Here is a 13,576-nt window from a genome sequence, read left to right as displayed (position 1 = left end):
GACAGGGTCGTGGACTGCAACCTAGAACGTGTTCTAGTATTGAGGCTCAGCGCGACCACCCACTGCACGAGGAGTACCCATGAGCCAGTCGGTTCTGGACGGCGTCCGAGACCTGCTGCCCACCTTGCGCGGACGGGCGGACGAGGCCGAGCGCCTGCGGGTCGTCCCCGAGGCGTCGATCAAGGAGATCGAGGAGACCGGGTTCTTCCGGCTGCTCCAGCCCCGGCGCTTCGACGGGCTCGAGGCCGACCCGGTCGACTTCTACACCGCCGTGCGCGACATCGCCTCGGCCTGCGGTTCCACCGGCTGGGTCTCCAGCGTGGTCGGCGTGCACCCGTGGCAGGTGGCGCTGTTCAGCGACGAGGCGCAGCAGGCGGTCTGGGGCAGCGACACCGGCACCCGGCTGAGCTCGTCGTACGCACCGACCGGCAAGGCCGTGGTCGCCGACGGCGGCTTCCAGCTCTCCGGCAAGTGGAGCTTCTCCTCGGGCTGCGACCACTGCCAGTGGGTGCTGCTCGGCGGGCTCGTCTTCGACGCCGAGGGCAACGTCGTGGACTTCCGCACGTTCATGGTGCCGCGCGAGAACTACCAGATCATCGACGTCTGGGACATGGTCGGGCTCCGGGGCACCGGCTCGAACGACATCGTGGTCGACGACGTGTTCATCCCCGAGGCGTTCACCCTCTCCATGGGCGACACCGGGCGCTGCTTCGGGCCGGGGCAGGAGCACAACCCCTCGGAGCTCTACAAGCTCCCGTTCCACTCGATCTTCACCGGTACGATCACCACGCCGATCATCGGGATGGCGACGGGTGCCTACGAGGAGCACGTGGAGATGCAGCAGAAGCGCACCCGTGCGGCGTACCTCGGGGAGAAGGCGTCCCTGGACCCGTTCGCCGCGGTGCGGATCGCGCGGGCCTCCAGCGAGATCGACGCGGCCTGGGCGCTGCTGGTCAACAACATCCGCGAGGAGCAGGCCTACGTCGCCAAGGGCGAGAAGATCCCGCTGAAGACGCGGCTCAAGGTGCGCCGCGACCAGGTGCTGGGCAGCCAGCGCGCCATCGACGCCATCGACTCGCTCTTCGAGGCCTCCGGCGGCCGCGCCCTGGCGAACGGCACCTACCTCCAGCGTGCCTGGCGCGACGCGCACGCGGGCCGGGTGCACGCCGCGAACGACCCGGAGCGGGCCCTGCAGATGTACGGCGCCCACGAGTTCGGCCACAAGATCGACCCGGGGATGTACTGAGGTGACCGACTTCTCCAAGGAGGCGACCCGCCGCTCCGGCAAGGCGGGCGACCTGACGCTGAACTACTACGAGGCAGGGGAGCCCGCCACCGGCAGGCTGCCGCTGGTGATGCTGCACGGCGGCGGCCCCGGAGCCTCCGCATGGAGCAACTTCGGCTCGGCGCTGCCGGGCTTCGCGCAGAGCTTCCACACGCTGATGATCGACCAGCCGGGCTTCGGCGGCTCCGACAAGCCGCCTGTCGAGGGCAACTACTACCGCTTCGCCGCCGACCACGTCGTACAGCTGCTCGACGAGCTCGGCATCGAGCGGATCCACCTGCTGGGCAACAGCCTCGGCGGTGGTACGGCGATGCGCCTGGCCCTGACCCATCCCAAGCGGGTGGGCCGGCTGATCCTGATGGGCCCCGGCGGTGCCTCGCTCAACATCTTCCACGCCGACCCCACCGAGGGCGTCAAGCGGCTGATGGAGTTCTCGGCCAACCCCAGCCGCGAGGCGCTGCGCGCGTTCATCTCCACGATGGTGGTCAACCAGGACCTCGTCACCGACGAGCTCGTCGAGGAGCGGTACGCCGACGCCACCGCGCCGGGTGCCCAGGAGGCGATGATCTCGATGGGGTCCTCGTTCTGGAAGCCCGACACCTTCGAGGACGGGATGCTCTGGCGCGAGGCGCACCGGCTGCGCCAGCACACGCTGCTCACCTGGGGCCGCGAGGACCGGGTGAACCCCCTCGACGGCGCCATGGTCGCCCTCAAGCTGATCCCCAAGGCCTCGCTGCACGTGTTCCCCAACTGTGGGCACTGGGCGCAGATCGAGGCAGCGGACGAGTTCCGCGAGGTGGCCACCAACTTCCTGAACCGTCACGTGGAGAGGGTCCCGAAAGCCGAGGTGGGCGCATGACCATCGACATCCGCAGCATGGGCTACGCCCGGGTCGCCAGCACCGACCTCGACCAGTGGCGGCTCTTCGCCGGCAAGGTGCTCGGCCTGGCCGAGGGCCGCGGGCCCGACCCGGACAACCTCTACTACCGCATCGACGAGGTCTCCGCGCGGCTCGTCGTCTTCCCCGCCGAGGTCGACCAGCTCTCCTGCATCGGCTGGGAGCTCGCCGACCACGCCGCGCTGCAGCAGGCCCGCGAGCACCTCGCCAAAGAGGGCATCGCCTTCGAGGAGGGCACCACCGAGGAGCTCGCCGAGCGCAGGGTCCAGGAGCTGATCCGGTTCAGCGACCCGTTCGAGAACGTCTTCGAGCTCTTCCACGGGATCACCTACGAGTCGCATCCGCTCGTCACGCCGTACGCCGCACGCTTCGTCACCGGCGACCAGGGGATGGGCCACGTGGTCATCCCGGTCACCGACGACGTCGAGGCGCTGCGGTTCTACACCGACGTGCTCGGCTTCCGGCTGCGCGACTCGATGAGCATGCCGGGGGAGTTCGTCGGCAAGGAGCCCGGCTCCAAGGTGTGGCTGCGTTTCCTCGGGGTCAACCCCCGGCACCACAGCCTGGCGTTCCTCCCGATGCCGAACCCCAGCAAGTGCGTCCACATCATGCTCGAGGTCGACAAGCTCGACGACGTGGGCCGTGCCCTGGAGCGGGTGCGCAAGCACAAGGCGCCGCTCTCCGCGACGCTCGGCCGGCACATGAACGACCAGATGGTGTCCTTCTACGTGAAGTCGCCGGGCGGGTTCGACGTGGAGTTCGGCACCGAGGGCCTCACCGTGGACGACGCCCGCTGGGTGGCCCGGGAGAGCACCGCGGTCTCCTACTGGGGCCACGTCTTCGGCGGCGCGTGAAACCCGTTCGGGCAGGACTGATATGACTGTTTCCATGTCTTCCTCAGGGCCTTCCGAGTCCTCTTCCGGGCCGGCTTCGAGGCCTTCCTCCGACGTTCCCGAGGGGATCCGCCAGGACGCACGCGAGACCTGGCCCAGCCGGGAGCTGATCGACTCCTTCCTCGGCACCGGGTTCGACTTCGAGCTGCGGCTCGGCGAGCACACCCCGATCCCGGTCGACGACCCGGCGGCGGCCGAGGAGGCGCGCCGGTTCCGCGACGTGCTCGGCATGTTCGCGACCGGCGTCACCGTGGTCACCTCGATGTCGGGCGACGAGCCCGTGGGGATGACCTGCCAGTCGTTCTCCAGCGTCTCCCTGGACCCGCCGCTGGTGATGTTCTGCCCGGCGAAGACCTCGCGCGCCTGGCCGCTGATGCGCCAAGCAGGGTTCTTCTGCGTCAACTTCCTCGCCGCGGACCAGCAGCACATCTCCAACGGCATGGCCACCAAGGGGGCGGAGAAGTTCCACGGGGTCGGCTGGAAGCCGGCCTCCACGGGTGCGCCGCTGATCGACGGGGTGCTGGGGTACGTCGACTGCGTGATCGACCGCGTGCACGAGGCCGGCGACCACTACATCGTCGTCGGACGCGTGCAGGAGCTCGACATGGGAGACGGCCGACCCGAGGCCGAGCCGGCCGGGACTCCGCTGCTGTTCCACCGCGGCGCCTACACCCGACCCGAGTAGTTCTCTGGCACGGTGGGCTCCATGAGCGCCACGAGCGTGTCCGAGGACTACGTCGAGCGGCTGCTGCGCGGCTTCTTCTCGCTGTGCGAGAGCCCACGCACCCAACGCCGTGTGCTCGCGCTGGTGCGCGGGAGCGTCAGCGACTCACGCGCCGGGAAGCGGCTCTACGCGCTGGTCAACCGGATGGTGCTCAGCCCGGTGGCCCGCGCGACCGGGATGGACACCTCCGCGGTCCGGCTCGAGCTGGTCGCCTCGCAGCTGATCGGCGTGGCGATGATGCGCTACGTGCTCGAGGTCGAGCCGATCGCCTCCGTCGAGATCGACGAGCTGGTCCCCATGCTCGCGCCCTCCCTGCGCCAGACCCTCTCGGGTGCGAGCGGGCAGCAGCCCGGGCCGCAGGCCGTCGCGGCGTGCAGCTGCCACTCGAGGGAGCTCGTCCCGCTTCCCTGGTGAGACGACCGGCGAGCCTGTGGATTGCCGTTCGACGGATCCGCGCCGCGGGACAACCCTGTCGGGATGGACCAGACGCTGCCGCTGACCCCGCTCCACCCGCTGCTGCCGCTGGACCGGCCGTTCACCCCCGCGACCGCACGTGCCCGCGGCGTCTCCCGCTCCGCGCTGGACCGGATGGTGCGTGAGGGCACGGTCCGGCGAGTGCTGCGTGGGGTGTACGCCGCGAGCACGACCGAGGACTCGACCGCGATGCGTGCCGCGGCGGTCGCACTCGCGATCGGACGACGGGCCGTGGCCGTGGACCGGACCGCTGCGTGGATCCACGGCGTCGACGTGAGCCGACCCGGCACCGAGGAGGTGCGTGGTGTCGAGGCGGTGCACCCGGGCGGGTCCGGGCGGTCCGCGCTCGGCACCCGCGAGCTCCTCGGCCGCGATGTCCAGCACCTCGGTGAGCTGCGCCTGACCACCCCGCTGCGCACGGCCCTGGACCTGGGACGCTCGCTGGCCCCGGACCTGGCGCTGGGTGCGATGGACCGGCTGCTGGCCGACGGCGGGTTCACGCTCGCCCAGCTGCTGGCCGAGACCTCACGGATGGCCGGCCACCACGGCGTCGGCCAGCTGCGCCGCCTCGCCGTGCAGGTCGATCCCCGCTCCCTGAGCCTGGCGGAGTCGGCGCTGCGGCTGCGCTGGCACGAGGCGCGTCTGCCGACCGCGACCCCGGGGTTGCCGGTGTGCGTCTCCGGCCGGCTGGTCCGGCTCAGCCTGGCCGTGCCCCAGCGACAGTTCGGGGCCGTGCTGCTCGGTCAGGTCTCCGCGGCCGAGCTGGTCGCCCTCCAGGGCGCCGGGTGGCGGATCGTCGTACTCACGCCGGAGCGGGTGCTGGGCACCGACCCCGCCCTGTGGGCCCACCACCTCGAGCGGGAGTTCCACCAACAGCTGCTGGCACAGTCGGGGTGAGCCTCGGCCGGGCGGGTGGCCTCAGGTCCGTGCCGGGAGTACGCCTCGCTCGTGGCTAGGGTGAGTGGGTGGACGAACCGACAGTGGACGAGACGACCTGGCCGACGACCTGCCCCGAGTGCGGCACCGAGCTCCAGCACGCGGTGATCGACTTCGACACCGAGAAGGCTGACCGACCGGAGCTGCGGCCCGGTGAGATGGCCGCGGTCGACTTCTGCCCCAACCCCGACTGCCCGCGCAACGCGGACGCGCCGGGGTCGGGCACGACAGGCACCAGCTGAGCCGGCCCGCTGAGCCGGGACAGCGCTGCGAGGCTCAGCCCTGCTGGAGGGCCGTGATCGCGTCGTGCATGGTCAGCGTCCGCTGGGCGGACTCGACGTGGAGGCTCTCCACCATCCGGCCGTTGTAGGTGACCACGCCCGAGCCCTTGCCGTCCTCCCAGGCCTGCAGGATGCCGCGGGCCTCCTCGACGGCCTTCTCGGAGGGAGCGAAGGCCTCGTTGGCGCCCTCGACCTGGCCGGGGTGGATCAGGGTCTTGCCGTCGAAGCCCATCTCGCGGCCCTGCTGGCACTCGGCGAGGAACCCTTCGGTGTCCTTCACGTTGTTGTAGACGCCGTCGATGATCGCCTTGCCGGTCGCCCGCGCCGCGAGCAGCGCGAGGGAGAGACCGGTGAGCAGCGGCTGGCGGCCGGGCACGTGCTCGGCGTACAGCTCCTTGGCGAGGTCGTTGGTGCCCATCACCAGCACGGTGAGCCGGTCGGAGGCGGAGGCGATCTCCTCCGCGTGCAGCATGGCGTACGGCGTCTCCACCATCGCCCACAGCTTGGTGTGCTCCGGCGCGTCGTGGGCGGCCATCGACTCGACCAGCTGCAGCACGGCGTCGGCCGAGTTCACCTTCGGGACCAGGATCGCGTCGGGACCCGCAGCGCAGGCGGCGGCCATGTCGTCGCTGTGCCACTCGGTGTCGGCGCCGTTGATCCGGATGACCAGCTCGCGCTCGCCGTACTCGCCCGAGGTGGCGGCAGCGCAGGCGGCCTCACGGGCGGCCGGCTTGGCGTCAGGTGCCACCGCGTCCTCGAGGTCGAGGATCAGCCCGTCGCACGCGATCGACTTCGCCTTCTCCAGCGCCCGCTCGTTCGAGGAGGGCATGTAGAGCACGGAGCGGCGGGGACGGAACGCCTCGGCGCTCATCAGGAGGCCTCGATCGCGTCGTACTGCTTCTTCAGCTCAGGGTCGATCGCGGCCAGCTGCTCGGCCAGCTCCACCATCACCAGGCACTGCTTGAGCGAGGCGTCGTCCTCCATCTTGCCGTCGAGCATCACCGCGCCGGTGCCGTCACCCATCGCGTCCACGACGCGCCGGGCGTGGGCGACGTCTTCCGGCGAGGGGCTGAACACCTTGTTGGCGATCGCGATCTGCTTGGGGTGCAGCGACCACGTGCCGACGCAGCCGAGCAGGAAGGCGTTGCGGAACTGGTCCTCGCAGGCGACCACGTCGGTGATGTCGCCGAACGGGCCGTAGTAGGGGTAGATCCCGTGCATCGCGCACGCGTCGACCATCCGGGCGATCGTGTAGTGCCACAGGTCCTGCTGGTACGTCGTCCGCGGCCCGTCGATGTCGCCGTCGGTCGGGTCCTGGCGCACCAGGTAGCCCGGGTGGCCGCCACCCACGCGCGTCGTCTTCATCCGGCGGTCGGCGGCCAGGTCGGCCGGGCCCAGGGAGAGGCCCTGCATCCGGGGGGAGGCGCCGCAGATCTCCTCGATGTTGACCATGCCGCGTGCGGTCTCGAGGATCGCGTGCACCAGGATCGGCTTGTCCAGCCCGGCCTTGGCCTCGAGCTGGGCGAGCAGCCGGTCGACGTAGTGGATGTCCTCGGCGCCCTGCACCTTCGGAACCATGATCACGTCGAGCTTGTCGCCGATCTCGGAGACCAGCGTGGTCAGGTCGTCGAGGCCCCACGGCGAGTCGAGTGCGTTGACCCGGGTCCACAGCTGGGTGGGACCGAAGTCGGTGTCCTTGGCGATCCTGACCAGGCCCTCACGGGCGGCCAGCTTGTTGTCGGCCTTGATGGCGTCCTCGAGGTTGCCCAGGAGCACGTCGACCTTGCCGACCATGTCGGGGATCTTGCTGGCCATCTTGGCGTTGCTCGGGTCGAAGAAGTGGATCGCCCGGCTGGGGCGAGCGGGGATCTCGCGCAGCGGGGTGGGTGCACCGACGGCGAGTGGGGCGAAGAAGTCCTTGGCAGAGCGCATGGACCGGACGCTAGCAGCGCGGTTCGGGAGCCGGTATGACGGATGCCACCCGCGGACGCCAAGGGCAGCGTCAGCTGCGCGGGAGGGCGAACGGGCCCAGGTAGAGCAGGTCGTCGTCGAAGGCGACCGGCATCGACCCGGGGGCGTTTCCGGCGACGTCGAAGGTGTCACCGCCCAGGCGTTCGTAGGTCACCGGCTCCGCGATCCCGAAGGACTCGGCCTGCAGCTTGACCGTGTCAGGCCCGGAGGCCTCCACCGTGGCCCCGCCGTACCGGCCGGCCAGCTGGTCGAGGGCGGTGGCCTCGCCGTACTGCGGCGCGGGCAGGGCGGGCACCTCGAGGAGCTCGAGCAGCTGCGGCAGGATCGCGTCGAACAGAGCGCTGCCGCCGGGCGGGCCGGTCAGCGGCCCGGCGCCGTTGGCCAGCACGACCAGGGCGGCGTCCTGCTCGGGGAACGCCCGGGCGAACGCGCGGTGCCCGCCGGTCATCCCGGCCCACCCGAAGGCCTGGTGGTCACCGCGGTCCCACAGCGCCCAGCCGAGGCCCCAGGAGTCGAAGGCGGTCGCGCCCGGCAGCCGGGCAGTCGTGGCCCGGACACCCCGCACGTCGGCATCGGCGAAGATCCCGTCCCCGCCGTGGAGGTTGAGCGCCATGAAGTCGAGGAGCTGGTCGGCGGTGGCCCACCAGCGGGAGCCGGCCGCCGAGGCGGCGGTCGCGTAGTTGTCGCGCGTCGCGACGGGTTGCTCACCGGGCCGCAGCACGTGGCCGCCCGCCGCCCCCTCCGGCATCCCGAACGTGGTGGTGGGGCCGAGCGCGGCCTGTGCCAGCTCCTCGAAGGACCTCCCGGTCGTGCGCTGCAGCAGCAGGTCGAGCGCGCACCAGCCGGCGTTGCAGTAGGAGAACCTGCCCGGGGCATGGAGCAGCGGCAGGCTGGCGGTGCTCGCGACGAACTCAGCGAGGTCCTCGTGGGCAGTGGGGAGCACGTTGGGCCGGCCGCTGGTCTGGGAGAGCAGCGAGCGCGGGGTCTCCTCCCACAGCCCGTCGGCCTGGCCCGAGCAGGGGACGTCGAGGTTCAGCGCCCCGCGACCGGCTGCGTCGATCACGATCAGTCCGACCAGGGCCTTGGTGAGGGAGCCTGCGTGGAACGCGGTCTCGGGCACGACGGGGTCGTCGGTCCCGGCCACTCGGGAGCCGGCGCACACCACGACGCGCTCGGACCCGCGCAGCAGGCCGATCTGGGCGCCGGGGACGCCGTACCGGGTGAGGGTCTCGTCGAGGAGCTGCTGAGCGGTGGTCGCCTCCATCCACCGACACTAACCAGCAGCAGGCGCCCTCGTCACGGGGTGAGCAGGCCCGCTCTCGCCACGTGGGCAGCCTCCCAGAGGTGGCTCAGCGCGTGGGCTCGTTTGAACACCAGCTGCGCGTCGTGCTCCCAGGTGATCGCGATGCCGCCGTGCAGCTGCACCGTCTCGGCCGCGACGTGGTCCAACGCGTCCGAGCAGTAGGAGCGGGCCACGGCCGCGCGGCGGCGCAGGATCTCCGCGTTGGCCTCCGTCGGGTCACTGAGGTACGCCGCCGCGGCAGCCGTCGCGCCCCAGGAGGCCGAGCGGGACGCCTCGACGAGCACGAGCATGTCGGCCATCCGGTGCTTGAGCGCCTGGAACGAGCCGATCGGGCGGCCGAACTGCACCCGCTCGAGGCTGTAGGCCACGGTCAGGTCGAGGCCACGCTGCCCGGCGCCGACCTGGAGGGCCGAGGTGAGCGCCGCGGCGACGTCGCGCAGCGGGCGGTCGTCGGCCACCGTCCCCAGCGGCTCCACCTCGGTCCCGGCAACGCGTCCGAACCGCATGCTCTGGTCCAGCGCCGGCACGGGCTCCACGTCGGGACCCGTGACCAGCTCCAGCCGGCCCTCGGCGACCCGGAGCAGGATGGTGGCTGCGGGGGCGTCGAGGACGAGGTCGTCGAGCGCCACGGTGGCGATCTCGCCGGCGGCGATCCGCGGCAGCAGCTCGGCCTGCTTGCCGGGCTCGGCGTACAGGATCACGGCAGCGGTCGCGATCGCGGTTGCGAGCAGGGGACTGGGCGCGAGGTTGTGGCCGAGCTCCTCGAGGACGAGCCCGGTCTCGACCAGCGAGGCCCCGAAGCCGTCGTGGTCCTCGGGCACCGGGAGGGCGGCCACGCCGACCTGTTCGCACAGCGCCTGCCACAGCGACTCGTCGTACCCGGTCTCCGACTCGATGGCGGCACGCACCGCGGCACTGTCGCTGCGCTTGTCGAGCAGCGAGCGGACGATCGCCGCGAGCTCCTCCTGCTCCTCGGTCCGGGCGAAGTGCATCAGGCACCCGCCGCATCGGCCGGGACCAGCGAATCGGCGATCCGGGAGCGGTGGTGCGAATGGCTGCCCCAGGCGCCCACGAGGGCGCGCACCCGGTTGATCCACAGCCCGAGGTCGAACTCCGCGGTGTAGCCGATCGCGCCGTGCACCTGGAGGGCGACGCGGGAGGCGAGGTACGCCGCGTCCCCGGCCGCGACCTTCGCCCCGGACACGTCTCGACCAGCCGTGGGGGAGCCCTCGGCGACCGACAGGGCGGCGCCGTGCACCAGCGGCCGGGCGAAGTCGAGGGCGATCCGCACGTCGGCCAGCGAGTGCTTGATCGCCTGGTAGGAACCGATGGTGCGGCCGTACTGCTTGCGCACCTTGACGTAGTCCACCGAGTCGGCGAGCAGGCGCTCACCGCAGCCGAGGAGCTCGGCGGCGGCCGCTAGGGCGGCGCGGTCGAAGGCCGGCTGGTTGACCGCTGCGGGGGGTCTCGACTGGTCGCTCGTCTCGACTGTCCGCTCGCTGACGCTCGCTGCTCGACGCAAGGCTTCGCTCGCTGCTCGACCGCCGGTGATGTCGAAGAGCCTGCGGGTTGTGTCGACCGAGTGCAGCACGGCGTCGGGGGAGGGGAGGTCCTCGAGCCGTTGCAGGCCCGCGTCGCCGGGGACGTAGACGGCCTGCGCCACGTCGGCGTCGAGCGCGAGCGGCACGTGCGGCGGCAGGGCGAGGGTGGCGAGTGCGCCCTCCGCGACCGCGGCGAGCTCCGCACCCTCCAGGGCCCCGGTGAGGTAGGCGGCCGACTCGATCCAGGGGCCGACGGCGAGCTGGTGGCCGAGGACCTCGAACGCGACCACGAGGTCGACGGCGGTGCCGCCCATGCCGCCGTCCTCCTCGCTCACCAGGAGGGCGTTGATCCCCTGCTCGGAGAGGCGGCGCCACAGTGCCAGGCCGGGCTCGGAGTCCCCGGCGGCCCAGGACCGGGCGGCCGAGACCGAGTCGGCCTTGGTCATCAGCTCGGCGAGCGACTGGGCGAAGCCGGTCTGCTCGGGGGTGAGGCGGAAGTCCATCAGGATCCCTTCGATTCGCCGCGCGGTTCTCTGGGCAGGCCGAGGATGCGCTCGGCGATCACGTTGCGCTGCACCTCGTTGGTGCCGGCGTAGATCGGTCCCGACAGGGAGAACAGGTAGCCGTCGATCCAGGAGGAGTCGGGTCCCTCGCGCAGCTCCGAGGTGGGACCGACGAGGTCGAGCGCGGTCTCGTGCAGGGCGACGTCGAGGTCGGACCAGAAGACCTTGTTGACCGAGCCCGCGTAGCCGATCTGCCCGCCGGTGGCCAGCCTGCTGACCGTCCCCCACGTGTAGAGGCGGTAGGCCTCCGCGGCGAGCCAGGCGTCGACTACGCGGTCGCGGTGCTCCACCGGTGCTCCCTGGCGGTGCCACAGGTCGACCAGCCGGTCCGCGGCGGCGCAGAACCGGCCGGGGGAACGCAGCGAGAGCCCGCGCTCGTTGCCCGCCGTGCTCATCGCCACCGCCCAGCCGGCTCCGGGCTCGCCGAGGACGTCGGCGTCCGGGACGAACACGTCGTCGAGGAAGAGCTCCGCGAACCCGGGCTCGCCGTCGAGCTGGGCGATCGGTCGGACTGTGATGCCCTCGGCGTCCAGCGGGAAGCAGAAGTAGGTCAGGCCGTGGTGGCGCTGCGAGTCCGGGTCGCTGCGGAACAGCCCGAAGCCCCAGTGGGCGTACGACGCACGCGAGGACCAGGTCTTCTGCCCGTTCAGCACCCACCCGCCGCGCTCGTCGTCGCGCTCGGCCCGCGAACGCAGCGACGCGAGATCGGAGCCCGCCTCCGGCTCGGACCAGGCCTGCGCCCAGATCTGCTCACCGGTGGCCATCGACGGGAGCCACCGGTCCTGCTGCTCGGAGGTGCCGTTCTCGAAGATCGTCGGGGAGAGCAGGAAGATCCCGTTCTGGCTGACCCGTCCGGGTGCGCCGGCGCGGTAGTACTCCTCCTCGAAGATCACCCACTCCACCAGCGAGGCGCCGCGGCCGTGGTACTTCTCGGGCCAGCTGACCACCGCCCACCGGGCCTCGGCGAGCCGGGCCTCCCACTCCTGGTGGGCGCGGAACCCCTCGGCGGTGTCCATCGACGGCAACGGCTCAGCGGGCACGTTGGCGGCCAGCCACTGGCGTGCCTCGGACTGGAAGGCCAGCTCGGACTCGGACAGCTCGAGGTTCACAGGCGGGGTCCTTCGGGATCGGGAGGCTCGGGGGTCCTCGGTCGGAGCTGGGTCTTGAGTACCTTGCCACCGAGGTTGCGCGGGAGCGCGTCGATCAGCTCCACCTCGCGCGGGACCTTGAAGTTGGCCAGGCGCTCGCGGGCGAACGCGAGCACGTCCTCGGGCGTGATCCCGGAACCGGCCCCGGCCCCGGCGGCGGTGACGACGTACGCCTTGCCGACCTCGCCCATCCGGTGATCGGGTACGCCGACGACGGCCACGTCGCTGATCCCCTCCATGCGCATCAGTGCCTGCTCCACCTCGGCGGGATAGACGTTGAAGCCGCCGCAGATGTACATGTCCTTGAGGCGGTCGGTGACCGTGAGGTTGCCCTGGGCGTCGAGCGTGCCGACGTCGCCGGTGTGCAGCCAGCCGTCCTCGTCGATCGCCTGCCGGGTGGCCTCGGGGTCGTCGAGGTAGCCGAGCATCACGAACTCGCCGCGCAGCAGCAGCTCCCCCTCGCCCCGGTCGGAGGGTGCGGCGATGCGGGTCTCCATGCCGGGGACGGCGCGGCCGCACGTCGTCGCGACCAGCTCGGCGGGATCTCCCTGCCGGCACATCGTGGCGACCACGGCCTCGGTCATCCCGAACGCCGTCACCACCTCGTCGATCCCCAATCCCTCGGGGGCGGGTGCGCGCATCCGCTCGATCAGCACGACCGGCACCACCGCGGCGCCCGTGACCGCCAGGCGCAGGGAGGACAGGTCGTAGTCGGCTCGGTTCGGGGCGTCGAGCAGCGACTGGTAGATGGTCGGTGCACCGGGAAGCACGCTGATCCGGGAGTCCTGGATCTGCTGCATCGTGCGGTCGAGGTCGAAGGTGGCGACCGGGTGGAGCGTTGCCCCGGTGGTGAGCCCGACGACGATGCCGGCCTTGTAGCCGAAGGAGTGGAAGAACGGGTTGACCACCAGGTAGTGGTCCTCGGAGGTGACGCCGCCGAGCTCCCCCCAGGTGCGGGCGACGCCGACGGTCTGCCGGTGCGCCGACATCGCGCCCTTCGGCCGGCCCGTGGTGCCCGAGGTGAACAGGATGTCGGCGACGTCGTCGGGGGTGACGGCGTCCGCCCTGGCCTCGACGTCCTCGCTGCTGGCGTCCTCGCCCAGCCCGCCGACCCAGTCGAGGTTCGCGAGGTCGATGATCTCGGCCACCGTGGGCAGGTCGCTGGCGGCGCGCAGGTCGGCGATCTGGGTCCGTCCGAGGAAGCCGTCGTCGACCACGACGAGCACCGCGTGCGTGCGGTCGACGATCTCGGCCACCTCGTGCCCGGTGTAGCGGCTGTTGGCGGGGACGAGGGTGCCGCCGGCGTACGAGACCGCGAGGGCGGCGACCACCCAGTCGATGCTGTTCGGTGCCCAGAGCACGACGCGTCCACCGGGTTCGAGACCCAGCGCGGCATAGCCGCGCGCGGTGGTCCGGACGCGGGCGAGCAGGTCGGTGAAGCTCAGGGTGCGGTCGCCCTCGACGTACGCCGGGTGATCGCCGAAGCGCTCGGCTGCCGCGCGCAGCACGGCGGGCAGCGTGTCCCGGGGCATGCTGGTGGACGACGGCATCGGGGCTCC

At 71.6% G+C, this 13,576-nt stretch carries 14 protein-coding genes; 7 read left to right on the top strand and 7 right to left on the bottom strand.

All coding sequences use genetic code 11. The features are described from left to right. Positions 1-79: 79 nt before the first annotated feature. From hsaA to AC4BGB_RS02510, 7 genes are all read left to right on the top strand, one after another. Positions 80-1,246, top strand: coding sequence for a 3-hydroxy-9,10-secoandrosta-1,3,5(10)-triene-9,17-dione monooxygenase oxygenase subunit (hsaA, locus tag AC4BGB_RS02540; RefSeq protein ID WP_490544436.1), 1,167 nt, complete (start codon positions 80-82; stop codon positions 1,244-1,246). Position 1,247: 1 nt separating this feature from the next. After that, positions 1,248-2,144 (top strand): 4,5:9,10-diseco-3-hydroxy-5,9,17-trioxoandrosta-1(10),2-diene-4-oate hydrolase, encoded by an 897-nt coding sequence (gene hsaD / locus AC4BGB_RS02535; protein ID WP_490544434.1) that lies wholly within the window; start codon positions 1,248-1,250, stop codon positions 2,142-2,144. Continuing rightward, positions 2,141-3,037 carry an iron-dependent extradiol dioxygenase HsaC gene (hsaC, locus tag AC4BGB_RS02530; RefSeq protein WP_490544432.1) on the top strand — a complete coding sequence of 299 codons (897 nt, stop codon included), beginning with the start codon at positions 2,141-2,143 and terminating at the stop codon, positions 3,035-3,037. Before hsaD ends, hsaC begins: the two co-directional genes overlap by 4 nt. A gap of 34 nt (positions 3,038-3,071) precedes the next feature. After that, entirely contained in the window at positions 3,072-3,761 is a 690-nt protein-coding gene (locus AC4BGB_RS02525; RefSeq protein WP_490544430.1) for a flavin reductase family protein, read from the top strand. Positions 3,762-3,782: 21 nt separating this feature from the next. Next, the gene (locus AC4BGB_RS02520) at positions 3,783-4,214 is read left to right on the top strand and encodes a TetR/AcrR family transcriptional regulator (protein WP_490544428.1); all 432 of its coding nucleotides are present in this window, start codon (positions 3,783-3,785) and stop codon (positions 4,212-4,214) included. A 63-nt stretch (positions 4,215-4,277) separates the two neighbouring features. Next, positions 4,278-5,171, top strand: coding sequence for a type IV toxin-antitoxin system AbiEi family antitoxin domain-containing protein (locus AC4BGB_RS02515; RefSeq protein WP_490544426.1), 894 nt, complete (start codon positions 4,278-4,280; stop codon positions 5,169-5,171). Between the two features lie 68 nt (positions 5,172-5,239). After that, positions 5,240-5,452 carry a hypothetical protein gene (locus AC4BGB_RS02510; protein ID WP_490544424.1) on the top strand — a complete coding sequence of 71 codons (213 nt, stop codon included), beginning with the start codon at positions 5,240-5,242 and terminating at the stop codon, positions 5,450-5,452. A gap of 34 nt (positions 5,453-5,486) precedes the next feature. Here AC4BGB_RS02510 and AC4BGB_RS02505 read toward each other — a convergent pair whose 3' ends face one another. From AC4BGB_RS02505 to AC4BGB_RS02475, 7 genes are all read right to left on the bottom strand, one after another. Beyond that, positions 5,487-6,362, bottom strand: coding sequence for an HpcH/HpaI aldolase/citrate lyase family protein (locus tag AC4BGB_RS02505; protein ID WP_490544422.1), 876 nt, complete (start codon positions 6,360-6,362; stop codon positions 5,487-5,489). Next, entirely contained in the window at positions 6,362-7,423 is a 1,062-nt protein-coding gene (locus AC4BGB_RS02500; protein ID WP_490544420.1) for an HpcH/HpaI aldolase/citrate lyase family protein, read from the bottom strand. The genes AC4BGB_RS02505 and AC4BGB_RS02500 overlap by 1 nt, the downstream gene beginning before the upstream one ends. Positions 7,424-7,493: 70 nt before the next feature. Further along, complete coding sequence (locus AC4BGB_RS02495) at positions 7,494-8,726, bottom strand: serine hydrolase domain-containing protein (RefSeq protein WP_490544419.1); 1,233 nt, start codon at positions 8,724-8,726, stop codon at positions 7,494-7,496. 32 nt (positions 8,727-8,758) lie between these two features. Next, entirely contained in the window at positions 8,759-9,757 is a 999-nt protein-coding gene (locus tag AC4BGB_RS02490; RefSeq protein ID WP_490544417.1) for an acyl-CoA dehydrogenase family protein, read from the bottom strand. Next, a complete protein-coding gene (locus AC4BGB_RS02485) occupies positions 9,757-10,809 on the bottom strand; it encodes an acyl-CoA dehydrogenase family protein (protein WP_490544415.1) in 1,053 nt (350 codons plus the stop codon). Before AC4BGB_RS02485 ends, AC4BGB_RS02490 begins: the two co-directional genes overlap by 1 nt. Beyond that, on the bottom strand, positions 10,809-11,978 hold the full coding sequence (locus AC4BGB_RS02480) for an acyl-CoA dehydrogenase family protein (RefSeq protein ID WP_490544413.1): 1,170 nt from the start codon (positions 11,976-11,978) through the stop codon (positions 10,809-10,811). The genes AC4BGB_RS02485 and AC4BGB_RS02480 overlap by 1 nt, the downstream gene beginning before the upstream one ends. Beyond that, positions 11,975-13,567 carry a FadD3 family acyl-CoA ligase gene (locus AC4BGB_RS02475; protein ID WP_490544411.1) on the bottom strand — a complete coding sequence of 531 codons (1,593 nt, stop codon included), beginning with the start codon at positions 13,565-13,567 and terminating at the stop codon, positions 11,975-11,977. Before AC4BGB_RS02475 ends, AC4BGB_RS02480 begins: the two co-directional genes overlap by 4 nt. Positions 13,568-13,576 lie beyond the last annotated feature (9 nt).

This window comes from Nocardioides sp. Z30_9 (assembly GCF_058215735.1).
The sequence above is the reverse complement of the archived record's forward strand: the minus strand, read 5'-3'. Positions and strand labels throughout refer to the sequence as shown.

Coding starts and splice junctions, on each gene's coding strand:
- hsaA (WP_490544436.1), top strand. CDS start 80: ATGAGCCAGTCGGTTCTGGACGGCGTCCGAGACCTGCTGCCCACCTTG.
- hsaC (WP_490544432.1), top strand. CDS start 2,141: ATGACCATCGACATCCGCAGCATGGGCTACGCCCGGGTCGCCAGCACC.
- AC4BGB_RS02525 (WP_490544430.1), top strand. CDS start 3,072: ATGTCTTCCTCAGGGCCTTCCGAGTCCTCTTCCGGGCCGGCTTCGAGG.
- AC4BGB_RS02520 (WP_490544428.1), top strand. CDS start 3,783: ATGAGCGCCACGAGCGTGTCCGAGGACTACGTCGAGCGGCTGCTGCGC.
- AC4BGB_RS02515 (WP_490544426.1), top strand. CDS start 4,278: ATGGACCAGACGCTGCCGCTGACCCCGCTCCACCCGCTGCTGCCGCTG.
- AC4BGB_RS02505 (WP_490544422.1), bottom strand. CDS start 6,362: ATGAGCGCCGAGGCGTTCCGTCCCCGCCGCTCCGTGCTCTACATGCCC.
- AC4BGB_RS02500 (WP_490544420.1), bottom strand. CDS start 7,423: ATGCGCTCTGCCAAGGACTTCTTCGCCCCACTCGCCGTCGGTGCACCC.
- AC4BGB_RS02495 (WP_490544419.1), bottom strand. CDS start 8,726: ATGGAGGCGACCACCGCTCAGCAGCTCCTCGACGAGACCCTCACCCGG.
- AC4BGB_RS02490 (WP_490544417.1), bottom strand. CDS start 9,757: ATGCACTTCGCCCGGACCGAGGAGCAGGAGGAGCTCGCGGCGATCGTC.
- AC4BGB_RS02485 (WP_490544415.1), bottom strand. CDS start 10,809: ATGGACTTCCGCCTCACCCCCGAGCAGACCGGCTTCGCCCAGTCGCTC.
- AC4BGB_RS02475 (WP_490544411.1), bottom strand. CDS start 13,567: ATGCCGTCGTCCACCAGCATGCCCCGGGACACGCTGCCCGCCGTGCTG.